Source organism: Luteitalea sp., assembly GCF_022842525.1.
Classification (GTDB): Bacteria; Acidobacteriota; Vicinamibacteria; order Vicinamibacterales; family Vicinamibacteraceae; genus Luteitalea.
The window spans coordinates 25519-51165 of record NZ_JALHPM010000005.1; the positions used below are offsets into that span (position 1 = coordinate 25519).

General features: G+C 69.3%; 21 protein-coding genes. 8 read left to right on the forward strand and 13 right to left on the reverse strand.

Going from position 1 to position 25647, the window contains the following annotated elements:
• Nucleotides 1-38: 38 nt before the first annotated feature.
• The 4 genes from Q0C41_RS02065 to Q0C41_RS02080 all read left to right on the forward strand — a co-directional run bounded on the left by Q0C41_RS02065 (nt 39) and on the right by Q0C41_RS02080 (nt 3765).
• On the forward strand, nt 39-335 hold the full coding sequence (locus Q0C41_RS02065; RefSeq protein ID WP_291980784.1) for a cytochrome C oxidase subunit IV family protein: 297 nt from the start codon (nt 39-41) through the stop codon (nt 333-335).
• 98 nt (nt 336-433) lie between these two features.
• Nucleotides 434-2119, forward strand: a complete 1686-nt coding sequence (locus tag Q0C41_RS02070) for an FAD-dependent oxidoreductase (RefSeq protein WP_291980785.1) — start codon at nt 434-436, stop codon at nt 2117-2119.
• A 1-nt stretch (nt 2120) separates the two neighbouring features.
• Nucleotides 2121-3524, forward strand: coding sequence for an ATP-binding protein (locus Q0C41_RS02075; protein WP_291980786.1), 1404 nt, complete (start codon nt 2121-2123; stop codon nt 3522-3524).
• Entirely contained in the window at nt 3499-3765 is a 267-nt protein-coding gene (locus Q0C41_RS02080) for a UBP-type zinc finger domain-containing protein (protein WP_291980787.1), read from the forward strand. The genes Q0C41_RS02075 and Q0C41_RS02080 overlap by 26 nt, the downstream gene beginning before the upstream one ends.
• 52 nt (nt 3766-3817) lie before the next feature.
• Here the strand turns inward: Q0C41_RS02080 and Q0C41_RS02085 are convergent, their stop codons facing one another.
• The gene (locus Q0C41_RS02085; RefSeq protein WP_291980788.1) at nt 3818-5047 is read right to left on the reverse strand and encodes a TIGR00300 family protein; all 1230 of its coding nucleotides are present in this window, start codon (nt 5045-5047) and stop codon (nt 3818-3820) included.
• Between the two features lie 124 nt (nt 5048-5171).
• Here Q0C41_RS02085 and Q0C41_RS02090 point away from each other — a divergent pair, with 124 nt between their 5' ends.
• On the forward strand, nt 5172-8426 hold the full coding sequence (locus tag Q0C41_RS02090; RefSeq protein ID WP_291980789.1) for a TonB-dependent receptor: 3255 nt from the start codon (nt 5172-5174) through the stop codon (nt 8424-8426).
• A 297-nt stretch (nt 8427-8723) separates the two neighbouring features.
• Here Q0C41_RS02090 and Q0C41_RS02095 read toward each other — a convergent pair whose 3' ends face one another.
• The 3 genes from Q0C41_RS02095 to Q0C41_RS02105 are packed head-to-tail and all read right to left on the reverse strand — an operon-like array spanning nt 8724 to nt 11140.
• Nucleotides 8724-9104, reverse strand: a complete 381-nt coding sequence (locus Q0C41_RS02095) for a cupin domain-containing protein (protein ID WP_291980790.1) — start codon at nt 9102-9104, stop codon at nt 8724-8726.
• Nucleotides 9105-9164: 60 nt separating this feature from the next.
• Complete coding sequence (locus Q0C41_RS02100) at nt 9165-9998, reverse strand: AraC family transcriptional regulator (RefSeq protein ID WP_291980791.1); 834 nt, start codon at nt 9996-9998, stop codon at nt 9165-9167.
• 41 nt (nt 9999-10039) lie between these two features.
• Nucleotides 10040-11140, reverse strand: a complete 1101-nt coding sequence (locus Q0C41_RS02105; RefSeq protein ID WP_291980792.1) for a hypothetical protein — start codon at nt 11138-11140, stop codon at nt 10040-10042.
• A gap of 82 nt (nt 11141-11222) precedes the next feature.
• Here Q0C41_RS02105 and Q0C41_RS02110 point away from each other — a divergent pair, with 82 nt between their 5' ends.
• Nucleotides 11223-11684, forward strand: coding sequence for a PaaI family thioesterase (locus Q0C41_RS02110; RefSeq protein WP_291980793.1), 462 nt, complete (start codon nt 11223-11225; stop codon nt 11682-11684).
• Between the two features lie 54 nt (nt 11685-11738).
• Here the strand turns inward: Q0C41_RS02110 and Q0C41_RS02115 are convergent, their stop codons facing one another.
• Genes Q0C41_RS02115 through Q0C41_RS02130 form a run of 4 tightly spaced genes read right to left on the reverse strand, consistent with a single transcriptional unit; the run spans nt 11739 to nt 16036 of the window.
• Entirely contained in the window at nt 11739-12926 is a 1188-nt protein-coding gene (locus tag Q0C41_RS02115; protein ID WP_291980794.1) for an ABC transporter permease, read from the reverse strand.
• 4 nt (nt 12927-12930) lie between these two features.
• Nucleotides 12931-14085 carry an FtsX-like permease family protein gene (locus Q0C41_RS02120; RefSeq protein ID WP_291980795.1) on the reverse strand — a complete coding sequence of 385 codons (1155 nt, stop codon included), beginning with the start codon at nt 14083-14085 and terminating at the stop codon, nt 12931-12933.
• The gene (locus tag Q0C41_RS02125; protein ID WP_291980796.1) at nt 14082-14783 is read right to left on the reverse strand and encodes an ABC transporter ATP-binding protein; all 702 of its coding nucleotides are present in this window, start codon (nt 14781-14783) and stop codon (nt 14082-14084) included. The genes Q0C41_RS02120 and Q0C41_RS02125 overlap by 4 nt, the downstream gene beginning before the upstream one ends.
• Nucleotides 14780-16036 (reverse strand): efflux RND transporter periplasmic adaptor subunit, encoded by a 1257-nt coding sequence (locus Q0C41_RS02130; RefSeq protein WP_291980797.1) that lies wholly within the window; start codon nt 16034-16036, stop codon nt 14780-14782. Before Q0C41_RS02130 ends, Q0C41_RS02125 begins: the two co-directional genes overlap by 4 nt.
• Nucleotides 16037-16221: 185 nt before the next feature.
• On the opposite strand from Q0C41_RS02130, the gene Q0C41_RS02135 reads away from it, so the two are divergent.
• Together Q0C41_RS02135 and Q0C41_RS02140 are read left to right on the forward strand one after the other, a co-directional pair.
• Nucleotides 16222-16719, forward strand: coding sequence for a GAF domain-containing protein (locus Q0C41_RS02135; RefSeq protein ID WP_291980798.1), 498 nt, complete (start codon nt 16222-16224; stop codon nt 16717-16719).
• A 173-nt stretch (nt 16720-16892) separates the two neighbouring features.
• Entirely contained in the window at nt 16893-17483 is a 591-nt protein-coding gene (locus Q0C41_RS02140; RefSeq protein ID WP_291980799.1) for a YceI family protein, read from the forward strand.
• Between the two features lie 13 nt (nt 17484-17496).
• Here Q0C41_RS02140 and Q0C41_RS02145 read toward each other — a convergent pair whose 3' ends face one another.
• From Q0C41_RS02145 to Q0C41_RS02165, 5 genes are all read right to left on the reverse strand, one after another.
• Nucleotides 17497-19092: an ATP-dependent DNA ligase gene (locus Q0C41_RS02145; RefSeq protein ID WP_291980800.1), complete on the reverse strand. Its 1596-nt coding sequence runs from the start codon at nt 19090-19092 to the stop codon at nt 17497-17499.
• 5 nt (nt 19093-19097) lie between these two features.
• Nucleotides 19098-20084, reverse strand: coding sequence for a ligase-associated DNA damage response exonuclease (locus Q0C41_RS02150; protein ID WP_291980801.1), 987 nt, complete (start codon nt 20082-20084; stop codon nt 19098-19100).
• A gap of 54 nt (nt 20085-20138) precedes the next feature.
• Nucleotides 20139-21107: an NAD(P)/FAD-dependent oxidoreductase gene (locus Q0C41_RS02155; RefSeq protein ID WP_291980802.1), complete on the reverse strand. Its 969-nt coding sequence runs from the start codon at nt 21105-21107 to the stop codon at nt 20139-20141.
• 48 nt (nt 21108-21155) lie between these two features.
• A complete protein-coding gene (locus Q0C41_RS02160) occupies nt 21156-23558 on the reverse strand; it encodes a hypothetical protein (protein WP_291980803.1) in 2403 nt (800 codons plus the stop codon).
• Between the two features lie 185 nt (nt 23559-23743).
• Nucleotides 23744-25543 carry a gamma-glutamyltransferase family protein gene (locus Q0C41_RS02165; RefSeq protein ID WP_291980804.1) on the reverse strand — a complete coding sequence of 600 codons (1800 nt, stop codon included), beginning with the start codon at nt 25541-25543 and terminating at the stop codon, nt 23744-23746.
• Between the last annotated feature and the right edge of the window lie 104 nt (nt 25544-25647).

Consider the following 25647-nt stretch of genomic DNA (forward strand, 5'->3'; position numbering starts at 1 on the left):
CTCCGGCATTCAGCACTCAGCACTCGGCATTCAGAGACATGTCCCACATTCCACCGAAGTCCCAGCTCTACGCCGTCTTCGCCGCCCTCATGGTGCTCACCGTGGTCACGGTGCTCGTGTCGCGCGTCAACCTCGGCTACTTCAACCTGCCCGTCGCCATGGCCGTGGCCGTCTCCAAGGCCCTGCTGGTCATCCTGATCTTCATGGAAGTGAAGTACAGCCCGAAGCTCGTCCAGGTGACGGCGGCGATTGGCTTCCTCTTCTTCGGGATCATGATCTTCTATACGATGACCGACTACCTCAGCCGCAACCTGCTCGGCGTCGCTGGTCGATAGCGAGCAAGGGACAAGGGGCATCTCTTGCGCTCCTTCCCGTCCGTTCGGGCAGTCCCTGCCTGCGACGCAGGTACCATGTCTGAGGTCCAACTCCAGACATGCTCATTCCCGCCCTGCTCGCCGTTGACGACGATCCCGGGGTGCGCGCTGCCGTCCAGCGCGACCTGCGCGACCACTACGACGATGACGACATCCCGGAGGACCGTCAGTACGAGGTCATGGCCGTGGAGTCAGGCGCCGCCGCCCTCGACCTGATGGGCCGGCTCAAGGCCCGCCAGCAACCCGTGGCCCTGGTGCTCTCCGACGAGCGGATGCCCGGCATGGGCGGCGTCGATCTGCTGACGAAGGTCCGCGAGATCAGCCCCGACACCAAGCGCGTGCTGCTGACGGCCTACGCCGACACGGATGTGGCCATTCGCGGCGTCAATCGCGCCCGACTGGACCTGTATCTCACCAAGCCGTGGAACCCGTCGGAGCTCTTCTCGCCCCTCGACGACCTGCTCGCGGCATGGCGGGCCGAGTACCGGCACGAGGATCGTCGGACGGCGCTGTTCGGCGACCGCTGGTCGCGCGAGTCCTACGAGCTGCGCGAGTTCCTCTCCCGCAACCGGGTGCCCTTCCGCTATCACGACACCGCGACCGAAGAGGGACGCGCCGCCCTGCAGGGCGTGGCGGGTGACACGGCGCCGACGCTGCCGTTCGTGGTCACCGAAGAGGGCACGCGGCTCGAGCGACCCGACACCGCGACTCTCGCGGGCCACATCCACCTGCACACCCGGGCCGAGCTGCAGCGCTATCACCTCGTGGTGGTGGGCGCCGGGCCCGCAGGCCTGACGTCGAGCGTCTACGGGGCCTCCGAGGGGTTGAAGACGCTGCTCCTCGATCGCGATGCGCCAGGCGGGCAGGCCGGCCTCAGCGCGCGGATCGAGAACTACCTCGGCTTCCCGGCGGGTCTCTCCGGGCGCGACCTGACGAACCGGGCGGTGGCGCAGGCCCGCAAGTTCCAAGTCGAGATCGTCAGCCCGCAGGCGGTGACGGGGCTCAACGTCGACAACGACTACAAGGTCCTCACGCTGGCCGACGGCAGCGAGGTGCAGGCCGACACCGTGGTGCTGGCGATGGGCGTGCAGTGGCGCAAGCTCTCCGACGTCGACAAGCTCGACACCTTCACCGGGGCGGGCGTCTACTACGGCGCCTCGATGGCCGAGGCGCGCACCTGTCAGGATGAAACCGTCTACATCGTCGGCGGGGCCAACTCGGCGGGGCAGGCGGCGCTCAATTTCGCCGAGTTCGCCCGCCGCGTCGTCATGCTCGTGCGCGGCCCCGACCTCGCGGCGTCGATGTCCGAGTACCTGATTCGCAACATCGAGCAGCGCGACAACATCGAGGTCCTCACGAACACCTGTGTGGTCGGCGCCGACGGCGACGATCGTCTGCGTTCCCTCGAGCTCGCGTCACCGACGGGCGAGGGACGTCGCACCGTCGAGGCCGCCTCTTTGTACGTGATGATCGGCGCCGCGCCCGACACCGACTGGCTGGGGGACGTCGTCGCCCGGGACGCCCGCGGCTACATCTACACGGGGCCGGACCTGCCGCGCATCGACGGCACCCGCCGCATCCGCAACTGGTCGCGGTCGCGCGATCCCTGGCTGCTGGAGACGTGTGTGCCTGGCGTCTTCGCGGCGGGCGACGTGCGCTGTGGCTCGGTCAAGCGGGTAGCCTCGGGTGTTGGTGAAGGCGCCGTCGCCATCCAGTTCGTCCACCAGTACCTGGCGGGGAAGTGACATGTCCGATCCCTTCACGGTGCCCCTGGTCGAGGCCCTGCGCGGCATCCACGTGTTCGAGGATCTCGACGATGCCCAGCGGCAGTGGCTGGCCGGGCGGATGGCGGAGCGCACCTACGAAGCGGGCGAGGCGCTCTTCCACGCCGGGACCGCCGCCGACCGGATGGGAGCGCTGCTGGCCGGCGAGATCCACATCCTGATGCCGGAGACCAACGAGCCGTTCCTGTTCGTCCATGCGGGGGAGGTCGCGGGGCTGTTGCCCTACTCGCGCATGACGACCCTGCGGGCGACCGGACGGGCCGTGCAGCCCAGTCGCGTGGCCTGGCTGCACAAGGACCACTTTCCCGATCTGTTGCGCGAGCTGCCCTCGGTGGCCGAGCGGCTGGTCTGGATGATGGCCGACCGCATCCGCGAACAGGCCGTCAACGAGACGCACCGCGAGAAGCTGATGGCGCTCGGCAAGCTCTCGGCCGGCCTCGCGCACGAGTTGAACAACCCGGCGGCAGCCGTGCAGCGCGCCGCGGCCCAGTTGTGCACGCTGCTGACGGACCTGCAGGCGCATGCGGCGGGCGCGTCCGCCGCATCGCTGGCCGCACGGCTCGCCGCGACCGACGTCGGGGGCGACCCGCTCGACCGATCCGACCGCGAGCGCGGGCTGCGGCAATGGTCGAAGGCGTCGGGCCTGGACGTGCCGCGGGACGCGCTCGTCGCCCTGGCCGACGCCGGCCTGGACGCGAGCGAGGTCGGCCAGCTGGTGGCGGGCATCCCTGCCGATCAGACCGCCTCCCTGCTCGTGCGCATCACCATGGCGTGGCGCGCGCGCACGCTGGTGGACGACATCGAGAAGGCGACCAGCCGCATCGCCGAACTGGTCGGCGCCATCAAGGAGTACGCCTACCGCGATCAGGCGCCGGTGCAGTCGGTGGATGTCCGCAACAGCCTGGAGCGGACGCTCACGGTGTTTACGCCGCGTCTCAAGCACGGCGTGACGATCGTGCGCGACTACGCCGACGACCTGCCGTCGATTCAGGCCAATGCCGGCGAGCTCACGCAGGTGTGGACCAACCTCATCGACAACGCGGTCGACGCGATGGCCGAGCAGGGCACGCTGCGGGTCCGGGCCCGCCGCGAAGACGACGCCATCGTCGTCGAGATCGGCGACAGCGGACCAGGCATTCCGAAGGACATCCAGCGCCAGGTCTTCGAGCCCTTCTTCACCACCAAGCCGCAGGGGGAAGGGACCGGCCTCGGTCTCGACATCGTCCGCGGCATCGCGCGGCGGCACCAGGGCACCATCCGCGTGCTGCACTCCGAGCCGGGCGACACGGTCATGCAGGTACGGCTGCCGGTCGGGCATGCCGAGATGGGAGAGACTGCCGATGGCGATCACGTGCCGACATCGTGACCAGGACACGCATCCGCAGCCGCGCACGCCCGGCTGCGAGGAATGCCTGAAGAGCGGCGACAGCTGGGTGCACCTGCGCCTGTGTCTCGTGTGCGGCCATGTCGGCTGCTGCGACTCGTCGAAGAACAAGCACGCGACCCGGCACTTCCATGCCACGCAGCATCCGCTCGTCACGTCGCTCGAACGCGGCGAGGGCTGGGCCTGGTGCTACGCCGACGAGGAATTCTTCGAACAGAGGTAGCTGCCGGACGTGTCCGGCCGTCTCCGCGGCGTCCGTCGGGTGAGTCCGACGGCTACGTGTCCGACGCCAGCTGCAGCGCCAGCTGCTTCAGGAACAGCCCGACGTCGGTCACCACGCCGACCGTCTGCGCCGACCCGCGATCGGACAGCTTGGTGACGACGGCGGGGTTGATGTCGACGCACACCACCTTGACCCACGACGGCAGCATGTTGCCGACGCCGATGGCGTGCAGCATCGACGACAGCATCACCACCAGCCCGGCGCCCTCGAGCAGCGCCGCATAGCGCTCCTGCGCCTCGACCAGGTCCATCACCGTGTCCCGCAGCGGCCCATCGTCGCGGATGCTGCCGGCCAGGACGAACGGCACCCGGTGGGTGACCAGGTCGAACATGACGCCGCTCGTCAGCACGCCCGACTCGACGGCCGGCACGATGCCGCCGGCGCGGTTGACCCGGTTGATGGCCTTCATGTGGTGCTTGTGGCCCTCGTGCACCGGCACGCCCTGCATCAGGTCGACGCCGAGTGACGTCCCGAAGAAGCACGACTCGATGTCATGGACGGCGATGGCGTTGCCGGCCAGCAGCGCATCGACCCACCCGGTCCGAATGAGCTGCGAGAAGTAGGGCGCTCCGCCCGTGTGGACGACCACCGGGCCGGCCACGAACACGATGCGCTGCCCCCGTGCCCGCACGTCGCGCATGACCTGCGCGATGCGCGACACGGTGGCCTCGACGCGGCGTTCCGACGAGATGTCGTTGGCCATGAAGGCAAAGTGCTGCCGGTCGCGCTCCTGGAACTCCGGGATGATGCGGATGCCGTCGGTGCCGCAGATGACCCGATCGCCGCGGCGGACGTCCCGGAGCTTGCGGCAGGTGGCCCGGCTCCCGTCGGCGCTGATGACGACGATGGCGTCCATGCGCTGCTGGTGGACGTCGAGCCAGCGGTCGCTGACGCGGACGGCGGTGCGGTGATTGGTGGTGGAGTAGAAGTCCTCCGGCACGGCGCCGTCCATGTCGGCGTCGCGGATGAGGGCATCCACCTGGTTGACCGGGGCGCAGCCGAGCGGCAGCAGGGCCTCCAGGATGCGGTCGAGGCCATCGGGCGTGGTGGCCGAGACGCGCAGCACGAGCTCGGAGAAGTCGTTGTTGGTGCGGCCGATCTCGAACCGCTGGACCTCGAAGGCCCCTTCGTGTGCGATGACGGCATCGAAGATGGTGTTGAGCAGCCCCGAGTCGATGAGATGACCGTTGGCTTCGACGACCGCTGAGGTCTCGCCTTTCATGCAGGCAGAGTATGGCACCGGCGTGAAATTTCCCAACCGCTCCCACCCATTCCGCCCAGGCCGCTTGAACTTCCGTCGCGTCTTCCGTACTCTTCCTCATCTTTTCGTCACACGGAGGAACCAAATGACAGCAATCATCACGAGGGCGGGAGTGCGGCTGTTGGTCGCGCTGTGCCTGTTCGCGGCATCGACATCGGCTGCGTGGGCGCAGGTCGGCCTGGGCACCGTCACCGGCATCGTGTCCGACTCCCAGGGGGCTGCGGTTCCCGGGGCCACCGTCACGGCCACCAACGAGGCCACCAGCGTGGCCTACACCGGCGTCTCGAACGAGGCGGGCGTGTACACGATCACCGCGCTGCCGATCGGCGCGTATGGCGTGCGCGTGGAGCTCCAGGGGTTCAAGGCGGTGCAGACCAAGGTGACGCTCGCCGTCGGGCAGACCGCCCGTGTCGATGCGACCCTGGAAGTCGGGAGCCTCACCGAGGCCGTCGAGGTCACGGCCACGGGGGCGGTCCTCCAGACCGAGAATGCGGTGGTCGGCGCCAAGCTCGACCGCGATCAGGTCGAGAAGCTGCCGATCCAGGGCCGCAACCTGTCCACGGCGACCCTGTTCACCGCCGGCGTGACGACGCCGAATCCCTCGTCGTTCAACAGCCTGAAGAACACCGGCGGCGGCCGACCGTACGTCAACGGCCAGCGCGAGCAGGGCAACAACTTCATGCTCGACGGCGTCGACATGAACGACGCCATCGACAACCTGATTGCGTACCAGCCGAGCCCGGATGCGGTCGAGCAGGTCAGCGTCGAGACCAACAACTACTCGCCCGAGCAGGGCAACGTCGCTGGCGCCATCGTCAACATGGTGCTGAAGTCGGGCACCAACACCGTCAGCGGCAACGGCTTCTATTACTGGCGCGACAACGAACTGGCGGCGACGCCGTGGGCGACCAACCGCGCCGGCGGCCGCAAGGCGGATTTCTCGCGTGACATCTTCGGCGGCACGATCGGCGGCCCGATCTCGCGCGGCAAGCTGTTCTTCTTCGCCGACTACCAGGGCGGACGTCAGGAGAATCCGGCGGCCGACTCCTTCGCCACCGTGATCCCGGATGCGTGGCGCAACGGCGACCTGAGCAGCCTGCTCGCCAGCAACATCGTCGTGCGTGATCCGTTGACCGGCCAGCCGTTCCCGAACAACCAGATTCCCGTGAGTCGGTTCAGCCAGTTCGCGCGCAATCTGCTGGCCAACGAAGCGCTCTACCCGCGCGCCAACGTGTCGCGCGCCATCACGGACTTCCGCCAGAACTATCTGGGCAAGTCGGCCTCGCAGGAGCGCACCAACCAGTTCGACATCAAGATGGACTGGAATGCCTCGAACAGCGACAAGGTCTACGTCCGGTACTCGCGCCAGACGCACGAGGCGTCCACCGAGCAGACGGCGCTGCCGCTGCAGTACGGGTCACTCTCGGAGAACCCGTTCTGGAGCGTCGGGGCCAACTGGAACCGCATCTTCGGCGGCAACATCGTCAACGACCTGCTCATCGGCTACAACGACAACTCGTTCAACAGCGCGCCGCTCGACCTGCGTGGGCTCGGGGCGTTGAACAACCAGCTCGGCATCGGTGGTGCCCAGCCGATTCCCGGTCTCACCGAGGTGCGCCTGGGGAACAACCTCAACAACATCGGCACGATCGGCCTCGGCAGCAACACGAACAACGGCGTGTTCCAGATCAACGAGCGTCTGACCTGGCTGAAGGGCCGTCACACGCTGAAGATCGGCGGGTCGTGGAACCACTACGTGATGGACCGCTACTACTCGGGCAACAACGGGCAGCTCGGGTTCATCGCCTACACCGGCGCGTTCTCGAATGTGGCCTTCGCGGACTTCCTGCTCGACCAGGTCTCGAGCAAGGGCCGTGGCTCGCTGTCGGAGGCGTGGACGCACCTGCAGGACCGCATCGCCTTCTACGTCGCCGATGACTACAAGGTCAGCGACAACCTCACGCTGAACCTCGGTCTGCGCTGGGGCTTCACCTCGCCGCTCGTCGAGAAGGACGACCGCCAGGCCAACTTCTCGCTCGTCAATGCCGAGCAGCAGCTCGCCGGCCAGAACGGCAACAGCCGGGCCCTCTACGAGCCCTACTACAACGGCTGGGAACCGCGCATCGGCGCCGCCTACCGCAAGGGCGAGAAGTGGGTGTTCCGCGGCGGCTACGGCATCACGCAGTACATGGAAGGCACCGGCGCCAACCTGCGTCTGCCGCTCAATCCGCCGTTCTTCTTCGAGTCACAGATCGACTTCGACCGCACCGGCGGTGCGGGCACCATCTCGACCGGCTTCGAGGGTCTGCAGGCGCTCGACCGTCCCTCGGGCGTGCTGCGTGCGTGGGATCCGAACCTGCGTCCGCAGTTCACGCAGCAGTGGAACGCCTTTGCCGAGTACCTGATCGGCGCCCGCTCGTCGATCAACATCGGCTACGTCGGCAACACGTCGTCCAACCTCGTGACGCCGATCGAAGGCAACCAGCCGCTGCCGGGCGTCGGTGACCCGCGCGTGACCCCGTGGGCGCCCATCCAGACGCGCCGCCCGCTCTACCAGTTCAACCCGCTGATCACCAACATCAGCACGACGGCGTCGCGCGGCCGCAGCAACTACCACGCGCTGCAGACGACCTTCAAGCAGCGCCTGTGGCACGGGTTCGACTTCGTGGCCAACTACACCTTCGGCCGCGCCATGTCGAACAACCTCGGTTACTACGGCTCGGGCGGCGTGGCGTCCGAAGGCGCGTACCCGGTCAACAGCTACGACATCGAGGCCAACTACGGGCCGGCGTTCTTCGACGCCCGCCATGTCTTCTCGCTGTCGGGCAGCTACCAGGTGCCCGTCGGTCGCGACCGCGCCATCGGGTCGACGATGAGCAAGCCGCTGGACTGGATCGTCGGCGGCTGGGACATCAGCTTCGCGATGACGGCGCACGATGGCTATCCGATCACGGTGCAGGACAGCTCGAACCCGTCGCTGCAGGCGACCCGCTCGGCAGTGTGGCCCAACCTGATCGGCGACCCGATCCCGGCCGATCAGTCCATCAACATGTGGCTGAACCGCTCGGCCTTCGAGTCGGCCGCACTCGGCACCTTCGGCAACGCCGGTGTCGGCATCGCGCGCGCGCCCGGCTACTACAACGTCGACCTGTCGCTCTCCAAGCGCCTGGTCACCTTCGGCCGGCAGTACTTCGTGTTGCGCGGTGAGGCCTTCAACGTCCTCAACAACGTCAACTTCGGACCGCCGGACCGCAACATCCAGAGCCAGAACTTCGGCACCATCATCAGCACCATCGGTGATGCGCGCGTGATTCAGCTCGTCGTGAAGTACCACTTCTAGGTGGACATGTCGTCCAGGATGTAACGGGCGAAAAGGGCAGGAAGGGCCAAAGGACAGGGCGGACAGGGGAACGGTCGAAGCGTGAAGCCTTCACGGCTTGAAGTCTTCGGTCGTCCTCCCCTTCCGCCCTGTGTGCGTGTGGGCAACGGGTTCACCTGCGGCACCAACGGCACGTTCCATGACGAGTTGCCAGTCAGTCGGCAGCCGGAAACGCCGACACATTGACTGGGTGCAGGAACGACAGGGCGGCACGGGGATCATTCCCCGCGCCGCCCTGTCGCCGTTCCGGGCGTCGACTCAATCGACGATGTGGAAATCAGGCTTCGCCGGGTCCACGTACGCGGTTTGCAGCGTGAGCACGCGGCAGCCCGACGTGGACTCATGCGGTCCGTGGACCACGCCGACCGGATGCGTGACGAACGCCCCGGGGCCGAGCACCCGGCCGGCGTTGATGAAGTCGCCCTCGAGTACATAGTGGGCCTCCGCGCCCTCGTGATGCACATGCGCGGGGATGCGGGCACCAGGCGCGATGTGGATGATGGTCGTCACGATCCCGCGCGCGCCGTCGACATTGAGCAGTTGGGCGTGGACGCCGCCCGGCGTCGACCCCGGAATCGGAAAGGCGATCGGGCTCACGGTGCCCGCATCGACGACCAGTGACGTTGCGTCCTTCGACATGCATGCTCCTCGGACAGGGGCCGGACCTCGGAGGTGCCCGTCATGGGCGCTCCTGGCCTGTCACCTTCTGTCGCGCCGGATGCTATCGGTCCGGGGGCGCGTGGGGCTTGTAGATTCCTGCGAATTGCGACGCACCTGCCCCGGGGTGCGGCCGGTGGTGGCGCGGAGCCGGTGGGTGAGGTGGCTCTGGTCCACGTGACCGCTCAACAGTGCCACGTCGCGCAGTGGCAGGTCGGTGTGGGCAATCAGATCCTGGGCATGCGCGGAGCGCCACAGCAGCAGGAAGCGGTAGGGCGACACGCCCAGGGTTCGCCTGAAGCTGCGGGCGAAATGGGCGGGACTCATGCGCAGGGCCGTGGCGATGTCGCTGATGGTGACGGGCGTGGCCAACCGGGCACCGAGCAGCTCGATGACCGTGCCGACCTGCCGGCCAGTGAGGTGCTCACCACCCGGTCCTCTGGTGTCCCGACACCGCCCGCCACTCGCGAAGAGCACCTCCGGGAGGATGGCAGAGAAGGCGAGCGGGCGAAGCGTCGGCGGCAGCGACCACGCGTGCGCGTAGGCCCGGGCCACGGGCGCGGCGGCCACCGTGGCCGAGTCGGGAGGCTGGACGAGCCACTCGCGGGTCATGCGATCCACCGTGCTCGGCGCGACCTGCACGGTGGCGAGGGCGGTCGGCGCCGGCCAGGTCGTGGCATGAGGTTGCCCGCCCGGGATGCACACGATCGTCGGCGCGGCAGGGATGCGATGCGCAACCGTGGCACCGGACGCTGCCTCCACGTAGAGCCACGCTGGTGCCGTCGCCTCGACCAGAGACACCTGCATCGTCGGGTGCGCGTGCAGGTCGTAGGCGCGTGCCTCGGTGACCATCGCCTCGGCTGTGAACTCTCCCACGTCGCGCGTCTCCCTCCTGGCGCCCGCCGCAGGCGGCACACCTAGCCTTTGCCGACGCCGAAGGAATCGCCCGCGGCGACGGGTGCGGTCCCCGAGAAGTCCACCTCGAGCAGTTTCTCGCTGCCAATCTGACGGCCCGTTTCGTCCTGCAGCCGTCGGATGATCTGCTTCGACTGGACGTCCACGACTTCACCGGTCGACGGCCACGCGTGGCGGCCGTCGAGGCTGAAGGTGATCCACCCGGGCTGATCGCGCAGGGCAATGCTCGCCTTCTGCCTCGGCGGCGAGACGGTGGCGTCGAAGACGTGCAGCGCCAGGTTGTGGCCGTCACACAGCCAGATCTCCCGCCCGTCCTGGGTCAGGCCGATGCCGTGGCTCGGACAGCCATGCCGAGCGACGGGGCCCTTCTGGTAGCCCGTGACGTCCACCTGGTGGAGGACCGCCCCGGTGCGCAGGTCACCGACCTCGAAGCCCAGACGCGCATTGACGTTGACGTAGCACCGCTCCCGCGCGGCGTCGACCGTGAACGGCCGGATCGCCGCCGAGAACGGCCCCACCTTGCTGGTCACGGTGTGCGATGCGGTGTCTGCGACGTTCAGCCAGGGCGACTTCAGTCCGGCGAGATAGACGTGCCGGCCATCGGGGTCGTAGAGGGTGTTGTGGGCGCCCGAGTTGACGACGATCGAGGTGCGCGTGGCTCCGGTGAGGCCATCGATGACGTTCCAGTGCGGCCCCTCGAAGGAGGGGACATACAGCGTCCGTCCGTCGGGTGAGGCCGACAGGCGATCGCAGCCGCCGGCCGGCGCCACGTCCCACAGGATGCGGTCGGTGGCCAGATCGATGCACAACAGGCGCGTGATGGTGGTGATCCAGAGGCGGCCGGTGGCGGCACTGGCGGCCACGCCCTTGACGTTCTCGACTTCACCGCCCGCCGCCGCCGTCCAGGTGGGGATGCGCTTGACGAAGGCGTAGTCGCGGTCGATGTCGTAGACCAGCACGCCCACGCCGCCGTACTGCTGATAGTTCCGGATGCCGGGTTGGGCGATGTAGAGCAGGCGCCGCCGGGCCGGTTGTGCCCGCAGCCCGGTGAGTGATGCGACCGCGGCCGCGCCGGTCGTGGCCAGGAACTCGCGTCGTTTCATGTGGAGCCTCCCGAAGACAGCATCATAAGGAATTCAGAACCCGGAATTCCGAATGAAAGGAGGACGCCGCTAGAATCGCTCGATGAGCGAGAGCCTGCAGGAGCGGTACGCGCCGGCGAGCATCTGCTACGGCTGCGGACCCGCCAACGCGCAGGGCCTGCATGTTCGCAGTCTCGTGGACGGTGACACGCTGGTGGCCGACTGGATGCCATCGCCGCACCACGAGGCATTTCCCGGCATGGTGAATGGCGGCATCATCGGCAGCATCCTCGATTGCCACTGCAACTGGGCGGCGGCCTGGCACCTGATGCAGCAGGCCGGCCTCGAGCATCCACCGTGCACCGTGACCGCGCACTACACCATCGACATGAAGCGGCCGACCCCGTCCGGCCGCCTGCTCCATCTCGTGGCAGCGGTCGTCGAGGCCACAGCCGATCGCTGCACCGTGGAGGCCACTCTGGAAGCCGATGGCCGGGTCACCGCCACCTGTCGCGGCCTGTTCGTCGCCGTGAAGCCGGGCCATCCGGCGTATCACCGCTGGTAGGCGACAACGTCGAGCTGCGAAGGCCGGGGGCCGCACGACGACGGCCCACCGACCCTACAACTCCCGCAGGGCGTTGACGATCGGCAGGCGGGCGGCGCGGATCGCGGGGAGGATGCCACCCAGCAGGCCCATGACGAGCGCACACGCCAGGCCCTGGAGGAGCAGTTCCGGCGTAACGCGGAACGCGAACGCCACCTGGCTGAACGACTGGAAGTTCATCGTCGACGTGCGATACCCGTCGAAGACCGTCCAGGCGAGCAGTCCGCCGAGCGTGCCGCCGATGAGCGCGAGCACTGCCGACTCCGCCATGACGGACGTGACGATCGACAACGCGCCGAAGCCCAGCGCCCGCAACGTGGCGATCTCGCGCGTCCGGCTGGCCACGGCGTTGTACATCGTGTTGATGGCCCCGAACACGGCGCCTATGCCCATCAGGCCCGCGATGACGAACCCCACCGTCCGGATGATGGTCTGCAGCACCGTGGACTGCTCGGCGAGGTAGTCGGTCTCACGCAGCGCCATGACGTTGAGCCGCGGATCGGCCGCCAGCGCTGCCTTGAAGGCCTCGAGCGAGTCCTCGCGTTCGAGCTGCACGTACACGGACTGGAACGAGTCGCCGCGGCGATAGGCGCCCTGCAGCACGCGCGCGTCGCACCACACCTCCGACTCGGAGATGGCCCCCTCGGCTTCGAAGACGCCGACGACGGTCCACACGTTCTCGCCCCACCGCACGTCCTTGCCCACCTCGAATCCGGTGAACTGCCCGGCGGCGGCGCGTCCGACGACGATCTCGTTGCGTCCGGGTTCGAACCGCCGACCTTCGACGATCTTCAGGCGCGGCCGCACGTCGAAGGCGCCCGGCTCCACGCCGCGCAGCGGGACGTTGGCGTCCGAGCCCGTCGATCGCTTCGGGTGATTGACGATGACGAACAACTCGGCCGAGGCGACGGGGCCGTCGGGCCCGCGGGTGACTCCTGGTGCGTCCTTCACGAGCTGCGTGTCTTCCCGCGTCAGGATGCTCGACAACTCGGAGTCCGTGCCGGCGCGCATGATGATGGCCGTTCGCGGGTCTCCTGCCGTGGTCATCGCCGCGCGGAATCCCTGCGCGATCGACAGCACGGCCACGAACACGACGACCACGCCGGCAATGCCGACGACCGCCACGATCGACGAGCCGAGCCGCTGCGGGATGCTGCGGACGTTGACCAGCGTGATGGCGAGAATCTGGGACAGTGCCTGCATGACGTCACCCCTGGCGCCGAAGCGCGTCCACGATGCGGAGCCGGCTGGCCTGCCACGCCGGCAGCAGGCCGGCCGCCAGACCGAGCACGAAGATGAGGCCCACGCCCAGCACGATGTCGCGCGTCGGCAGGAAGAAGGCCGGCAACAGTCCACCGGTGGGATCGCCCTGTTGCGTGACGAGCCAGGCGAGCAGCAGCCCGGCCCCGCCGCCGATGATCGCCAGCAGCACCGACTCCAGCAGGACCAGGCCCAGCAGCTGGCCGTCGCCGAAGCCGAGGGTCTTCATCACGGCGAGTTCGTTGGTGCGCTCGCGAACGGCCTGCGCCATCGTGTTGGCGGCGACGAGCAGGATCGTGAACAGCACCGCGGCCAGGATGGCCATGAGGATGCTCCCGATGTCGCCGATCTGCTTGGCGAAGGCCTGCACGAAGGCCTTTTCGGTCGACGTCTTGGTCTCGGCCGGCGAGTTCGCGAACAGCGCGTCGAGCCGGGCGGCAACGGCCTCGGACTGCTGAGGATCGGCCACACGAATCACGTACCAGCCCGTCAGGCCCTGCCCGAAGGTGCGAGCTTCGTCGAGGTAGTCGTAGTGGAAGAAGAACTGCGTCTCGTCCGCGCCCTTGGTGCCCGCGTCGTAGATGCCGTCGATCGTGAAGGTCCACGGCGAGTCGTCTGCCTTGCGCCAGATGGTGGCGCGCAGCGGCACCCGATCACCGACCTTCCAGCCGAAGCGATTGGCGAGGCTCCGGCCCACGACGGCACCGGTCCGGTTGGCGTACCAGGCCTGTTTCTGTGCCTCCGGCAGGACGTACTCGGGGTACATCTGCAGCCACGACTCGGGGTCCACCGCGAACTGCGCGAAGAAGTTCTTCGGGTCCTGGTAGATGCCGCCGAACCAACTGGAGTGCGTGACCCCTGCGATGCCCTCGGTGGCGGCGATCCGATCGCGATAGCTCAGAGGCAGGGGCTGGATGAAGGACACCTTCTGGATCATCACCAGTCGGTCCTGTCCAGCCAGGTCGACGCCCATGCCGAAGGCAACGCGCAGGGCCATCAGCGCGCCGAACAGCAGGAACGCGATGAAGATCGAGAGTGCCGTGAAGAGCGTGCGCAGCTTGCGGCGCATCAGGCTTCGCCACACGAGGTGCAGAAATTTCATGCCGTCACCTCGGAGACCAGCAGCCCCTTCTCGAGGTGGACGAGGCGCGTGGCGCACGCGGCCGCGTGCGGGTCGTGCGTCACCATGACGATGGTCTTGCCGTGCTCGCGATTGAGCGCCCGCAGCAGCGCCAGGATCTCGTCGCCGGCCTTGCGATCGAGATCGCCCGTGGGCTCGTCGCACAGCAGCAGGGTCGGGTCCGTGACGATGGCACGGGCGATGCCCACGCGCTGCTCCTGACCGCCCGACAGCTGTCGCGGATAGTGTTTCGCGCGGTCGGCCAGGCCCACCACGGAGAGCGCCACACCGGCCCGCCTGGCCCGTTCCGACGCCGACAGGCGCGTCAGCAGCAGCGGCAGTTCGACGTTGCGCTGCGCCGTGAGCACCGGCAGCAGGTTGTACAACTGGAACACGAAGCCGACATGCGCGGCCCGCCAGCGCGCCAGTGCGCCCGACGACAGCTGGTCGACGCGTTCGCCGCCCACCTCGATGCTGCCCCCGGTGGGCTGATCGAGGCCGCCCAGCAGGTTCAGCAGCGTGGTCTTGCCCGAGCCGGACGGCCCCATCAGGGCGAGGAACTCGCCCTGCGCGATCTCGAGGTCGACCCCCTGCAGGACGGCAATCTTCTCGCTGCCGCGACGATAGGTCTTCTGCAGCTGGCGAACCTTCACGAGCGATGGCGTGGTGGGTGCGTTCATGGCCTGGCTTCCTCGATGGACATGCCGTCGACCAGCGTGACGGGGGCATCGACGATGACGCGATCCCCGGCGACGAGGCCGGACGTGACCTGCGTGTCGGCGCCGCTGACGCGGCCGACCTGGACGGGGCGGCGCGTGGCGCGGCCGCCCATGGCGACGAAGACGTAGGACTGCGTGCTGCCCTCACGCCGGATGGCTGGCGTCGGCACCCACAGCGTCGGTGCCGTGCTGGCGGCGGCCTGGTCGCTGGCGGCACCGGCGGCGGGCGTGCCCTTCAGGAAGGTCACCTTGACGCCCATGTCGGGCAACAGTCGCGGGTCGAGCCCATCGAAGCCGATGCGGACCAGGACGGTGGCCTTCTGGCGGTCGGCGGTCGGCACGGTCGTGATCACGTGGGCGGGGATCGACCAGTCCGGGTAGGCGTCGAGCACCGCGCGCACCGGCTGGCCGTCGGACACCCGCGTGATGTAGCTCTCGCTGACGTCGACCTCGATCTCGAGGGAGGTCATGTCGACGATCGTGCAGATGCCCGTCCGTGTGAAGCCACCGCCGGCCGAGACCGGCGAGATCATCTCGCCGGGCTGCGCGTCCTTGGAGACGGCCATGCCGCTGAAGGGCGCCCGGATGATCGTGTCGGCCATGTCGGTGCGACGCAGGGCCACCTGCTGCTCGGCCACGATGACGTCCTGCCGCGCGGCCTGCAGCCGTGCCCGCAGCGCGTCGACCTGCGCCGTGGCGGTGTCGAGGTCCGCCTCCGGCACCACGCCGTCCTTCACGAGCCGCTGCTGTCGGCCCAGGGCAATCTCGGCCTCGCGGATGCGAACCTCGGTCTCGGCCAGCTGCGTCCGGGCCGAGCCGAGCTGGGCCTCCGCCAGCTGCAGCATCGCCCGCGTCGTCGAGTCGTCGAGGCGCGCGAGGACCTGCCCTTCCTTGACGGCCATGCCTTCTTCCACGTGCACCGAGACGACCTTGCCGGTGATGCGCGACGAGACCGTGGCGCGGCGCCGGGCCGTCACGTACCCGGAGGCATTGAGGACGGCTTCGTCGGCCGATCCCGCGGCCCCCGGCGTGCGCGCGATGACGGTGGCCGTCTTCACAGTGGCGGTGACCGGACGGGTCCAGTACCACCAGCCGCCGGCGGCGACGAGCAGCACCACCACGAGCGTCACCCAGCGCCCGGCCCCGCGCGACGAGCGGCCGCGGGCATCGCGATCGAGTTTCAGGGAGGCGAGGTCGGCACTGAGGTCGTTCACGGAGGCGGTCCTCTTCATGGCCCGGCGAGGGCGCGGTCTCTGCGTCGTTGTACGTGCGTCCGCGGCCGGGGTTCGTCGGTATCGGCGAATCGACGCTGGCCCCCGGCCGACATCTGACACGCCGACCGGGGCGTCCCCCGGGATCGACGTCACGGGCATGCCGGATTCATCGGTATGCTGGAAGCATGTTCGAGGTGACCGTCCCGAGCGCTGACCCCACCACGTTCCACGCCGAACTGCGCGCCCAACTCGACGCCCTGATCGGGGACGAGCGCGACCTGATTGCGAACCTCGCAAACGCGGCCGCTCTCATCTGGCACACCACCGCTGACTTGAACTGGGCAGGATTCTACCTGCGTCGGTCGGACACCGAACTCGTGCTGGGCCCGTTCCAGGGCAAGCCCGCCTGCGTGCGCATCGCCGTCGGCAAGGGCGTCTGCGGCACGGCGGTCGCACGCGACGCCTCGGTACGGGTCGACGACGTGCACGCGTTCCCCGGACACATTGCGTGTGACGGGGCCTCGAGGTCCGAGCTGGTGGTGCCAATCCGCCACAACGGGAAGGTGGTCGGGGTGCTGGACCTCGATAGCCCGCGTCTCGCCCGCTTCACCGAGGCCGACCAGGCCGGGTTCGAGGCGCTGGTCGACAGCCTCGCCCGGCGCACGGATCTTGATTGCGTGTGACAACACGCATTATGATGCGTGTTGTAACGCACATCACCGCTGCGGCGTTTACATCCACAAGCCCTGCCGACGCCCCTGGCGACGACGGGCCGTTCGTCAACCCGTTCCGGTCTTCGGTGGTCCCTGGCAGCGCGCACGGGGATCCGGGCCGGCTTCAGCTGCAGGAGTCACCCATGCTCGCTCGTCTCGCCCTCGCCGGCCTCGCGCTCGCCGCCCTCGCCACCCCCGCCGCCGCCCAGACCTGGAAGATCGACGGCGCCCACTCGACCGCCTCCTTCACCGTCAAGCACATGATGGTGAGCAACGTGCACGGCCGCTTCGGCAAGGTCGAGGGCACCATCGTCTACGACGGCAAGAACATCGGCGCCGTGAAGGCCGAGGCGACCATCGACGCCACGACCATCACGACCGACAACGAGAAGCGCGACGCGCACCTCAAGAGCCCCGACTTCTTCGACGCGGCGGGCTTCCCGACCATCACCTTCAAGAGCAAGCGCGCGGAAGCGGTCGGCAAGGGCAAGTTCAAGCTGATCGGCGATCTGACGATGCGCGGCAAGACGAAGGAAGTCGTGCTCGACGTCGATGGCCCGACCGACCCGGTCACGGTGCAGAATGCCCAGCGCGTCGGCGCGACGGCGACGACGACGATCAACCGGCAGGACTTCGGCGTCAGCTGGAGCCGCGCGATGGACGGCGGCGGCTACGTCGTCGGCGATCAGGTCAAGATCACGATCGAACTCGAGCTGATCAAGCAGACCTCGTAGAGACCACGCGGCATTACTGGCTCTTGATCAACTGCTGCAGGGCCTCCAGCGAATCGGCGTCGGCGGGCCCCTTGTCGTGGCGCCAGCGGGCGATGCGCGGGAAGCGGACGGCGACGCCACTCTTGTGGCGCGCCGACCGCTGCACGTTCTCGAAGGCGATCTCGAAGACGAGCGCTGGCGTGACGCGTCGCACCGGGCCGAACTTCTCCACGGTGTTGGCGCGCACCCAGCGATCCACCTGTTCGATCTCCTCGTTGGACAGGCCCGAATAGGCCTTGGCCACCGGCACCAGTTCGTCGTCTTTCCACACGGCAAACGTGTAGTCGGTGAACAGCGTCGCGCGCCGCCCGTTACCGGCCTGCGCGTAGACCAGGACCGCGTCGACCGAGAACGGATCCACCTTCCACTTCCACCAGTCGCCCTTGCGACGACCCGTGGCGTACGCCGAGTCGAGCCGCTTGAGCATGTAGCCTTCGACCCCCCGGTCGCGTGACTCGCCGCGCCGCGCGGCCAGCGACGGCCAATCCGGCTCGTCGACAACCGCCGACAGTCGCAGGCCCGGCGCATGCGTCAGCAGCAAGGTCTCGAGGCGCCTGCGCCGATCGCGCAACGGCGTCGCGCGCACATCCCGTCCGCCGTCCTCGAGCAGGTCGTACGCCATGAACACCGCCGGCGCACTGGCCAGGGCCTGCCGCGTCACGTTCTGGCGGCCGATGCGCAGTTGCAGTCGCGCGAACGGCAGGGGGGCCTCCGCTTCCCATCCGAGGACCTCGCCGTCGAGCACGGTGCCGTCGGGCAGGTCGGCCGCGGCCGTGACGACCTCCGGAAATCTCGCGGTGATCACCTCTTCCCCGCGCGACCAGAGGTAGGTGTGGCCCGCCCGTCGAATCAGTTGCGCCCGGATGCCGTCCCACTTCCACTCGACCTGCCAGTCGGCCCGAGATCCGAGCACCTCGATCGCCTGGTCGAACGGGTATGCGAGGCAGAACGGGTAGGGCCGGGACGCCTCGTCTGTCGCCGCATCCGGGGCCATGAGCGCCTGGAAGGTCGCGGCCGACGGTGCCCACTGGCCCATCAGCCGATGCGTCATGACGTCGGTGTCCACACCCGCGACTGCCGCGAGCGCTCGTACCACGAGCGTCTGCGAGACGCCGACGCGCATCTCGCCGGTCAGCAGCTTGTTGAGCAGGAAGCGCTCGAACGACGGCAGACCGCGCCACCAGCGCACCACGTTCTCGCGCTGCGCCTCGGGGGGCAGTCCGCGCAGGCCCTCGAGCCGCTCTTCGATCCAGGTGTGGAGCGGCACGCCCCGCTCGTCGCCGTCCGGCGGCACGGCGTCCAGCAGGAGCGCGACCGTCTCTGCCAGATCCCCCACCGCCCCGTACGACTCCTCCAGCAGCCACGGCTCGATGTCCGTCATGTCCATCGTCCACTCGCGCACGAGCTTCGTGGGGAGGAGGCGGAGCAGGCGTCGACCGGCGAGGAAGTGCACGGTCCACGCGGCATCTTCCGGAGGCGCCTCCCGGAAGTAGGCCTCGAGGGCGGCCACCTTCGCGTTGGTCGAGGCGGTCCGATCGAGCGTAGCGTAGAGCTCGGAAAAGCGTCGCATGACGCTTACGCCTCCTCGCCGGACACGCGGGCGTCGAGGAGGCCGGCATCGAGCCCGCGGCTCTGACAGGTGCGGGCCAGCACGTCGGCGTAGCCATGCGTGGCGAGCACGCGCCTGGCACCCGTGGCGGCGATCGTCTCGAGTAGCGCCGGCCAGTCGGCGTGGTCCGACAGCACGAAGCCGCGGTCCACGCCCTTCCAGCGCCTGGCCCCGCGCACGCGCATCCAGCCGGAGATCATCGCCGTGGCCGCGTCAGGGAAGCGCTTCAGCCACGGGGTATTCATGGCCGATGGCGGCGCAAGCACGACCCGCCCGCGCGTCACGGGTCCGCGCGTGGCCTCGGTCACCGCTTCGACCGGGGGCAACGCCACGCCCGCCTCACGGTACGCCGCGGTCATCGCTGCCACGGCGCCGTGGACGAGCGGTGGCTCGGGCTCGTGCTCGCCGAGCAGCGCCAGCACCCGCTGGGCCTTGCCGAGGCTGTAGGCGAACAGCACCGTCGGGCGGCCGGCGTCCCGATTGCTCGCGACCCACGCGCGCAGATCGGCGACGACGGCGTCGACGGCGGGCCAGCGGTAGATTGGCAGCGCGAACGTCGCCTCGGTGACGAACGTGTCGCAGGCCACCACCTCGAAGGCCGCGCACGTCGGGTCGTCCTGTCGCTTGTAGTCGCCCGAGACGACCCAGGTCTCGCGTCCGTCGGCGATGCGGACCTGGGCGGATCCCAGGACGTGTCCGGCCGGATGCAGGGAGACGTCGACGTCACCGAGACGATGCGTCTCGCCGTACGCCCATCCCTCGATCACGGCGTCTGGCCCGAGGCGCTGCCGGAGCAGCGGGAGTCCAGGCGTCGCGCAGACGTAGCGTGTGGCACCAGGACGGGCGTGATCGCCATGCGCATGCGTGACGACCGCGAGATCGACGGCGCCCGGCGGATCGACGTGGAAGGCCCCCGCCGCACAGAAGAGCCCGTCGGTGGTCGCGTGCAGCATCGCTGCGTTCCAGCATACGCGGCAGGGACCGCGCGCGACCTCAGCAGGCGTGGATCAGGACGCGAGCATCGCGCCGGCGAGAGCCCGGCCGCTCAGCCAGGCCCCCTCCACGCGCGGGGCGCGGCACCAGTCACCCGCGGCGCCGATCCGGTCCGTCGCGTCCCACAGGTACGGATCCTCGATGCCCGAGGTGACGTAGGCGTACCGCCAGCGATGAGCGGTCGAGAACGCCAGCGTCGGCAGCGGTCGCCTGACGAGGGCCTCGAAGGCGTCGAGCAGCATCCGCAGCACCTCGTCCGGCGTCTGCTCGAGGTGCTCGGTGGACCACGTCGGCGAGGCGTGCAGCACCCAGGTGTGCGGATGCGGGCGGCCGGGCTTGCTGCCATCACGGGCAATCCATGCCAGCGGACCGTCGTTGACGAAGGCGGCATCGTAGGGCACGTCCACGGCATCGGCCCACGACGTCATCACCGCCCAGCAGGGCGCCATGCGCGCCGCGGCCGCCTTCTCCGCGAGCGGATGCGCCCCCAGCAGGGTCGCGGTCTGCACCGGCGGCGCCGTGAGGACGACCGCATCGAAACGGTGGGGCAGGTCCTCGCCGCCGGCCTTGAGGTGCCAGCCGTCCGCGACCCGATCCACGGCGGTGACGGTCACGTCGACCTGCACATCCAGCGGCGCCGCGAGTGCCTGCGCGATGGCGTTCATGCCGGGGACCCCGACGAATCGCGGCAGGTCCGACGAGGGGCGCGCCGCGCCGCCGATGCGATCGATGGCGACGATGCGCGGCGACCATTCGGCGACCACGTCCTCCAGCATCAGGCGGGCCACTTCGGCCTGGAAGGCCTCGTCACGCGTCGTGACGTACTGCGCGCCGTGATCGAAGGGCACCGCGGCGCGGCGTGTGGAGATGCGCCCGGCAGGCCCGCGGCCCTTGTCGAAGACCGTGACCGTCGCGCCGCCGGCCGACAGCGCTCTCGCACAACTGAGACCGGCCACACCGGCCCCGATGATTGCCACTCGCATGCACACGCACCTGTCAGGGGGTCGACCCGTGCCGGTGGTGCCTGCTCCTCACGGCACGCACGTGCCGAGGGCGGCCGCACCGGCGCTCCAGCGGATGCCGGACGCATCGCTGTAGTGTGCCCACTCTACCACCAGGGGTGCCACCGCCGACGCGCCCGGCGCGGGCTCGATCAGCATGCCGAAACGGGTACCCCATGCCTCTGGAAACAGCCCGGGGATGTCGATGTTCTGTCTCGCGCCGGCGGCGATGGGCACCTCCGCCACGAGCGGGGCCGCGCCCTCCCGGAGCAGCGTCGCCCGCAGCCGCGAGGCCGACAGGCCCGTGTTGGCCACGAGCACGTAGGTGTCGACGCCGCTGCGCCATTCCCCTTCGGCCACGGCCCACCGCGCGCAGGTCTGCTCGGTGCCGAGACTGACGTGGGCTTCACGCCATGTCGCCGACGATCCCGGCCACCACATCGCCCGCTCCGCCACGATCGGCGCATCGGCGTCGAGCACCATCGACACGTCGGTCGCCGCCAGCGACACCCCCGGGGCCGGCACCTCGGTGTTGACCAGCACCGTCAGCCGGCTCTGCGGCGCCACCACATGGGTCACGGGTGGCGTGGGGCCCGTCGGCAGCAGGTAGGTCACACGCACGGGCACGGGCGTCGGGCCGGGATTGCCGAGCAGCAGGTACTGCTCGAACAGCGGCCCCGTGTGTCCTTCCGCGAAGTACCACGACGAGCGCAGCGCTGGCGCTCCCGCGCTGGCGTGGCCCGCCTCGAACGCGGCCGGCACCGAACGGTACATCGCCCGCTCGGCGACGATGGGCACGTCGGCGACGATGGTGGCCGACGACGCCGCGCCGGTGACGGGCGTGGCCGGACCGGCCTCGTCCACGTTCACCCAGACCGTCAGCCGCGAGTGCGGGGGGACCTCGTGCAGGCGCACCAGTGGCGCGAGCGGCGGTTCGCGCAGGTAGGTCATCGTGACGTGCGCCGGCGTGTCGCCGGGGTTCTGCAGCAGGTAGAACAGCGAGAAGCCCGGGTACGTCGCGCCTTCGGCGAAATACCACGACGTGGACGAGGCGGGCAGGCCGTGTTCGGCATGGCTGCCCCGGCCGCCCTCCCATTGGACGAGCCGATCGACCGCGACGAACCCGTCTGACTCCACGACCGTGGCGAACGCGTGGCCGAGGAGATCCGGAATCGTGGCGGTGTCCACGGTCACGCGCTGCGACGCCGGCACCTGCTTCGCCACCCGCACCACCACGGCATCGTCACGCTCGAAGCGGAGTTGGGTGTACGCCGTCTGCGTCGGCGACGGATTGGCCAGCGCGATGCGGGTGAGAAACGCGCCCTGCCGCAGCCCTTCGGCCAGCAATCGCGTGGCCGTCCCGCGCGGATGCGTTCCGGCGGCGCGCTCGTCCGCGTTCGAGTGCCCGTCGCCGTCGGGATCACCAGAGGCACCGTTGTTGCCGCTGCCGCTCGTCGGGTCGAGACCATAGTCGCGCTCCCAGTCGTCGGGCAGGCCGTCGTTGTCGCCGTCGGTCGGCGTCGGCGCCGGCTGCCACCCGAGCTGCACGACCTCGAAGTCGGTGGACCGCAGCCCGTGCACGGCGCTGACGATGTCGTCCATGTGCGGGGTCCATCGCGGGTCGTTGGTGCCCGTGACGTACATGTCGCTGCCGTTGTCGGCCACGATCAGGCCGTACGTCTTCATCGCCTGGAACAGTCGCTGCAGGTGCGCGGGGTAGATCGAGAGGTCCTTGCTCGCCTTGAGACGCAGCCGCGCGCCCATCGGCAGGGCGCCGTTCGTGCTGCCGGCGCGATGCGAGGCCGGCCACACGTAGCCGTTGGTCGCGCGGACCGTCACGCGCAGGGCGTGCCGGATGGGTGCCGTGCCGAACACCTCGTCGTAGCGAGCCAGGCCCGGCATGATCGCGAGCCCCGCCGCGTCGGCGCTCGTCCAGCCGTCAGGTCGGCGGTCGTTGCGCGACAGGTCGAAGATGGCGCCCGACTCGGCTTCCCAGCGGTTCTGCGCGCCGTTCCAGTGGGCGCGGTACAGCTCGTACAGCAGCCGGTTGTCGCGGTCGACCATGAGGAGGTGTCGATCGCCACTGGCGGCGACATTGCCCGGTTGCCCGCCTTCGACGTAGCTCGCGGTCGTCTTCGCCTCGGGAGGAATGGGGTAGCCCGGAGGCCGACCGGGTGCGCCGTCGTCACTCTCGTCGCCATAGGCCACCCACGTGACGGGCACGAGGGGCTGCGAGCCCGGGACGCTCACGTAGGGCATGCCGTACGTGGCCGTCGGGTCGCCGGGGTCGCCGGCCGACGCACCCCAGTCGGGATGCACGCGCGTGTTGCCGATCCACGCGATGAAGGCGGCGCTGTTGCCGTCGAGCGGGGCCTGGCTGACGTCGACGTTCCACCAGTTGTCCGCCGGGAAGAGCGGCAGGGGCTGTGGCAACGGCCCGGCAGGCTGGGCCCCCACGGGGCCTGACAGGCCGCCAAGGAGGCAGACCACGACCCCTACGGCATACCACGCCCGCGAGAGCCACCGACCGGATCGCGCATTCGAACGGGCCAACGACGACATGGGCACCGCCATGGGAGCAGATCGGTCAATCGGCGGGCTGGCGCGCAGGATGAGCGCTACCAGGCCACCACGGCACGCTCGCGGCGGACGTCGGCCGCGCCGCGGAGCCTGCCGGTGGCCGGGTCGACGCCGGCGGCGACGATGCCCGTCGAGTAGGAAGCGATTGGATAGAGTCTGAGTCGATGGCCGCGGCGTTCCAGATCCTGGCGCACGGCCTCGGACACGCCGCGCTCCACTTCCAGCACGCCGGGTTCGATGCGGTGTTCCCCGAAGGAGCTCTGGATCGACAGCGTGTTGAACCGCGCCGAGTCCACCGCGGCCTGCAGGGGCATGCCGAAATCGATGACGTTGACCAGCACCTGCAGGATCTGCTGGTCCTGGCTGTCGCCGCCCGGCGTGCCGATCGCCAGCACGGGGGCGCCGTCCTTGGTCACGATGGTCGGCGTCAGCGTCGTCCGGGGCCGCTTGCCGCCGGCAATGATGTTCGGGCTGCCGGGTTCGAGCCGGAAGGCCTGCATCCGGTTGCTCATGGGCACTCCGGTGTCGCCCGCGACGTAGGCGCCGCCGAGCAGCCAGCCGGACGAGGGCGTGGCGGAGAAGAGGTTGCCGTCCTTGTCCACGACTTCGATGGCCGTCGTATCGCCCGACTCGCCGGTCGCGCCGATGCGCGTCGTGTGCGGGTCGTTGATGAAATTCTGAAATTCTGAAATTGGCGTGCCCGAATCAAACGGCCCCGGGCTGCCCGGCCGCTGCTCGAGACTGGCCCGCGTCATGTCGATGAGCGCCTGCCGCTGCGTCGCGTACGCCTTCGACAGCAGGCCGGTCATCGGCACACTCACGAAGTCCGGGTCGCCGTAGTACCGATCGCGGTCGGCGTAGGCCAGCTTCATGGCTTCGGTCATCACGTGGATGCTGTCCGCGCTCAGGTGGCCCATGCCCTTGAGGTCGAAGCCCTCGAGCAGGTTGAGGGTCTGGAGGAGCACGGGACTCTGGTTCCACGGGCCGGCCTTGTGCACCGTGTAGCCGCGATAGGTGACGCTGTAGGCCGGTTCGACCTTGCTGCGGTAGCTCGCGAGATCGTCCGCGGTCATCACGCCGCCATCCCTGGTGACTGCTGCGGTGAGTCGCCGCGCGAAGTCACCGGTGTAGAAGGCATCGCGGGCCCGGCCGATGGCCTCGACGCGGGTGGCGCCGGCGGCGCGGGCGGCGGCCTCGGCGTCGACCAGCATGCGCAGCGTTCGCGCGAGATTGGGCTGGCGGAACGTCTCGCCGGCTCTGGTGACGCGTCCCTCCGGGTAATACGTCCGCATGGTGTCGGCGTACGGCTCCGAGCCCCGGCGCTCGCTCGCCAGGTACCGGCTCAGGAACTCGTACATCGGGAAGCCGTCGGCCAGGCGGATGGCGGGCGCCAGCACCTCGGCCAGCGATCGCGTCCCGTAGCGCGCGAGCGCCAGGGTTGCGGCATCGACGACGGCCGGGACGGTCGCCGCCAGGGGGCCGTTGGCGGGAATGGACGTCCTGCCGGCGAACATCGCGGGCGTCGCCGCCTGTGGCGCGGTGCCCTGGCCGTTGATCACCACCACCTCGCGCGTCTTCGCGAGGTAGATGATCATCGGCGCCTCGCCGCCGAGGCCGAAGTGCGAGATCTCCACGACCGCGGCCGCAAAGACCGCGGCGACCCCGGCATCGACGGCGTTGCCGCCGGCGCCCATCACTTCGGCACCGGCGTCGGCCGTGTAGCTGCGCCCAGCCGCGACGACGGCGTGCGTGCCCGTGAACTCCGGGCGGAAGGACTGAGCCATGCCGGGCACAGCGAGGCCCAGGGTGAGCAGGAACACGACCGTGATGCGACGCATCCGCCAAGCATAGGGCACGGCGGCGCTGCTCACCGAGGCTGGGCGCTGCTGGCCGATAGCGAGGGGCGGCCGGGACCCCGCGGCGGCGGGACACCGTACCATCA

Bases quoted from the DNA above. Each gene is read 5' to 3' on its own strand.
- Q0C41_RS02065 (WP_291980784.1), top strand. From the start codon at position 39: ATGTCCCACATTCCACCGAAGTCCCAGCTCTACGCCGTCTTCGCCGCC.
- Q0C41_RS02070 (WP_291980785.1), top strand. From the start codon at position 434: ATGCTCATTCCCGCCCTGCTCGCCGTTGACGACGATCCCGGGGTGCGC.
- Q0C41_RS02075 (WP_291980786.1), top strand. From the start codon at position 2,121: ATGTCCGATCCCTTCACGGTGCCCCTGGTCGAGGCCCTGCGCGGCATC.
- Q0C41_RS02080 (WP_291980787.1), top strand. From the start codon at position 3,499: ATGGCGATCACGTGCCGACATCGTGACCAGGACACGCATCCGCAGCCG.
- Q0C41_RS02085 (WP_291980788.1), bottom strand. From the start codon at position 5,047: ATGAAAGGCGAGACCTCAGCGGTCGTCGAAGCCAACGGTCATCTCATC.
- Q0C41_RS02090 (WP_291980789.1), top strand. From the start codon at position 5,172: ATGACAGCAATCATCACGAGGGCGGGAGTGCGGCTGTTGGTCGCGCTG.
- Q0C41_RS02095 (WP_291980790.1), bottom strand. From the start codon at position 9,104: ATGTCGAAGGACGCAACGTCACTGGTCGTCGATGCGGGCACCGTGAGC.
- Q0C41_RS02105 (WP_291980792.1), bottom strand. From the start codon at position 11,140: ATGAAACGACGCGAGTTCCTGGCCACGACCGGCGCGGCCGCGGTCGCA.
- Q0C41_RS02110 (WP_291980793.1), top strand. From the start codon at position 11,223: ATGAGCGAGAGCCTGCAGGAGCGGTACGCGCCGGCGAGCATCTGCTAC.
- Q0C41_RS02115 (WP_291980794.1), bottom strand. From the start codon at position 12,926: ATGCAGGCACTGTCCCAGATTCTCGCCATCACGCTGGTCAACGTCCGC.
- Q0C41_RS02120 (WP_291980795.1), bottom strand. From the start codon at position 14,085: ATGAAATTTCTGCACCTCGTGTGGCGAAGCCTGATGCGCCGCAAGCTG.
- Q0C41_RS02125 (WP_291980796.1), bottom strand. From the start codon at position 14,783: ATGAACGCACCCACCACGCCATCGCTCGTGAAGGTTCGCCAGCTGCAG.
- Q0C41_RS02135 (WP_291980798.1), top strand. From the start codon at position 16,222: ATGTTCGAGGTGACCGTCCCGAGCGCTGACCCCACCACGTTCCACGCC.
- Q0C41_RS02140 (WP_291980799.1), top strand. From the start codon at position 16,893: ATGCTCGCTCGTCTCGCCCTCGCCGGCCTCGCGCTCGCCGCCCTCGCC.
- Q0C41_RS02145 (WP_291980800.1), bottom strand. From the start codon at position 19,092: ATGCGACGCTTTTCCGAGCTCTACGCTACGCTCGATCGGACCGCCTCG.
- Q0C41_RS02150 (WP_291980801.1), bottom strand. From the start codon at position 20,084: ATGCTGCACGCGACCACCGACGGGCTCTTCTGTGCGGCGGGGGCCTTC.
- Q0C41_RS02155 (WP_291980802.1), bottom strand. From the start codon at position 21,107: ATGCGAGTGGCAATCATCGGGGCCGGTGTGGCCGGTCTCAGTTGTGCG.
- Q0C41_RS02165 (WP_291980804.1), bottom strand. From the start codon at position 25,543: ATGCGTCGCATCACGGTCGTGTTCCTGCTCACCCTGGGCCTCGCTGTG.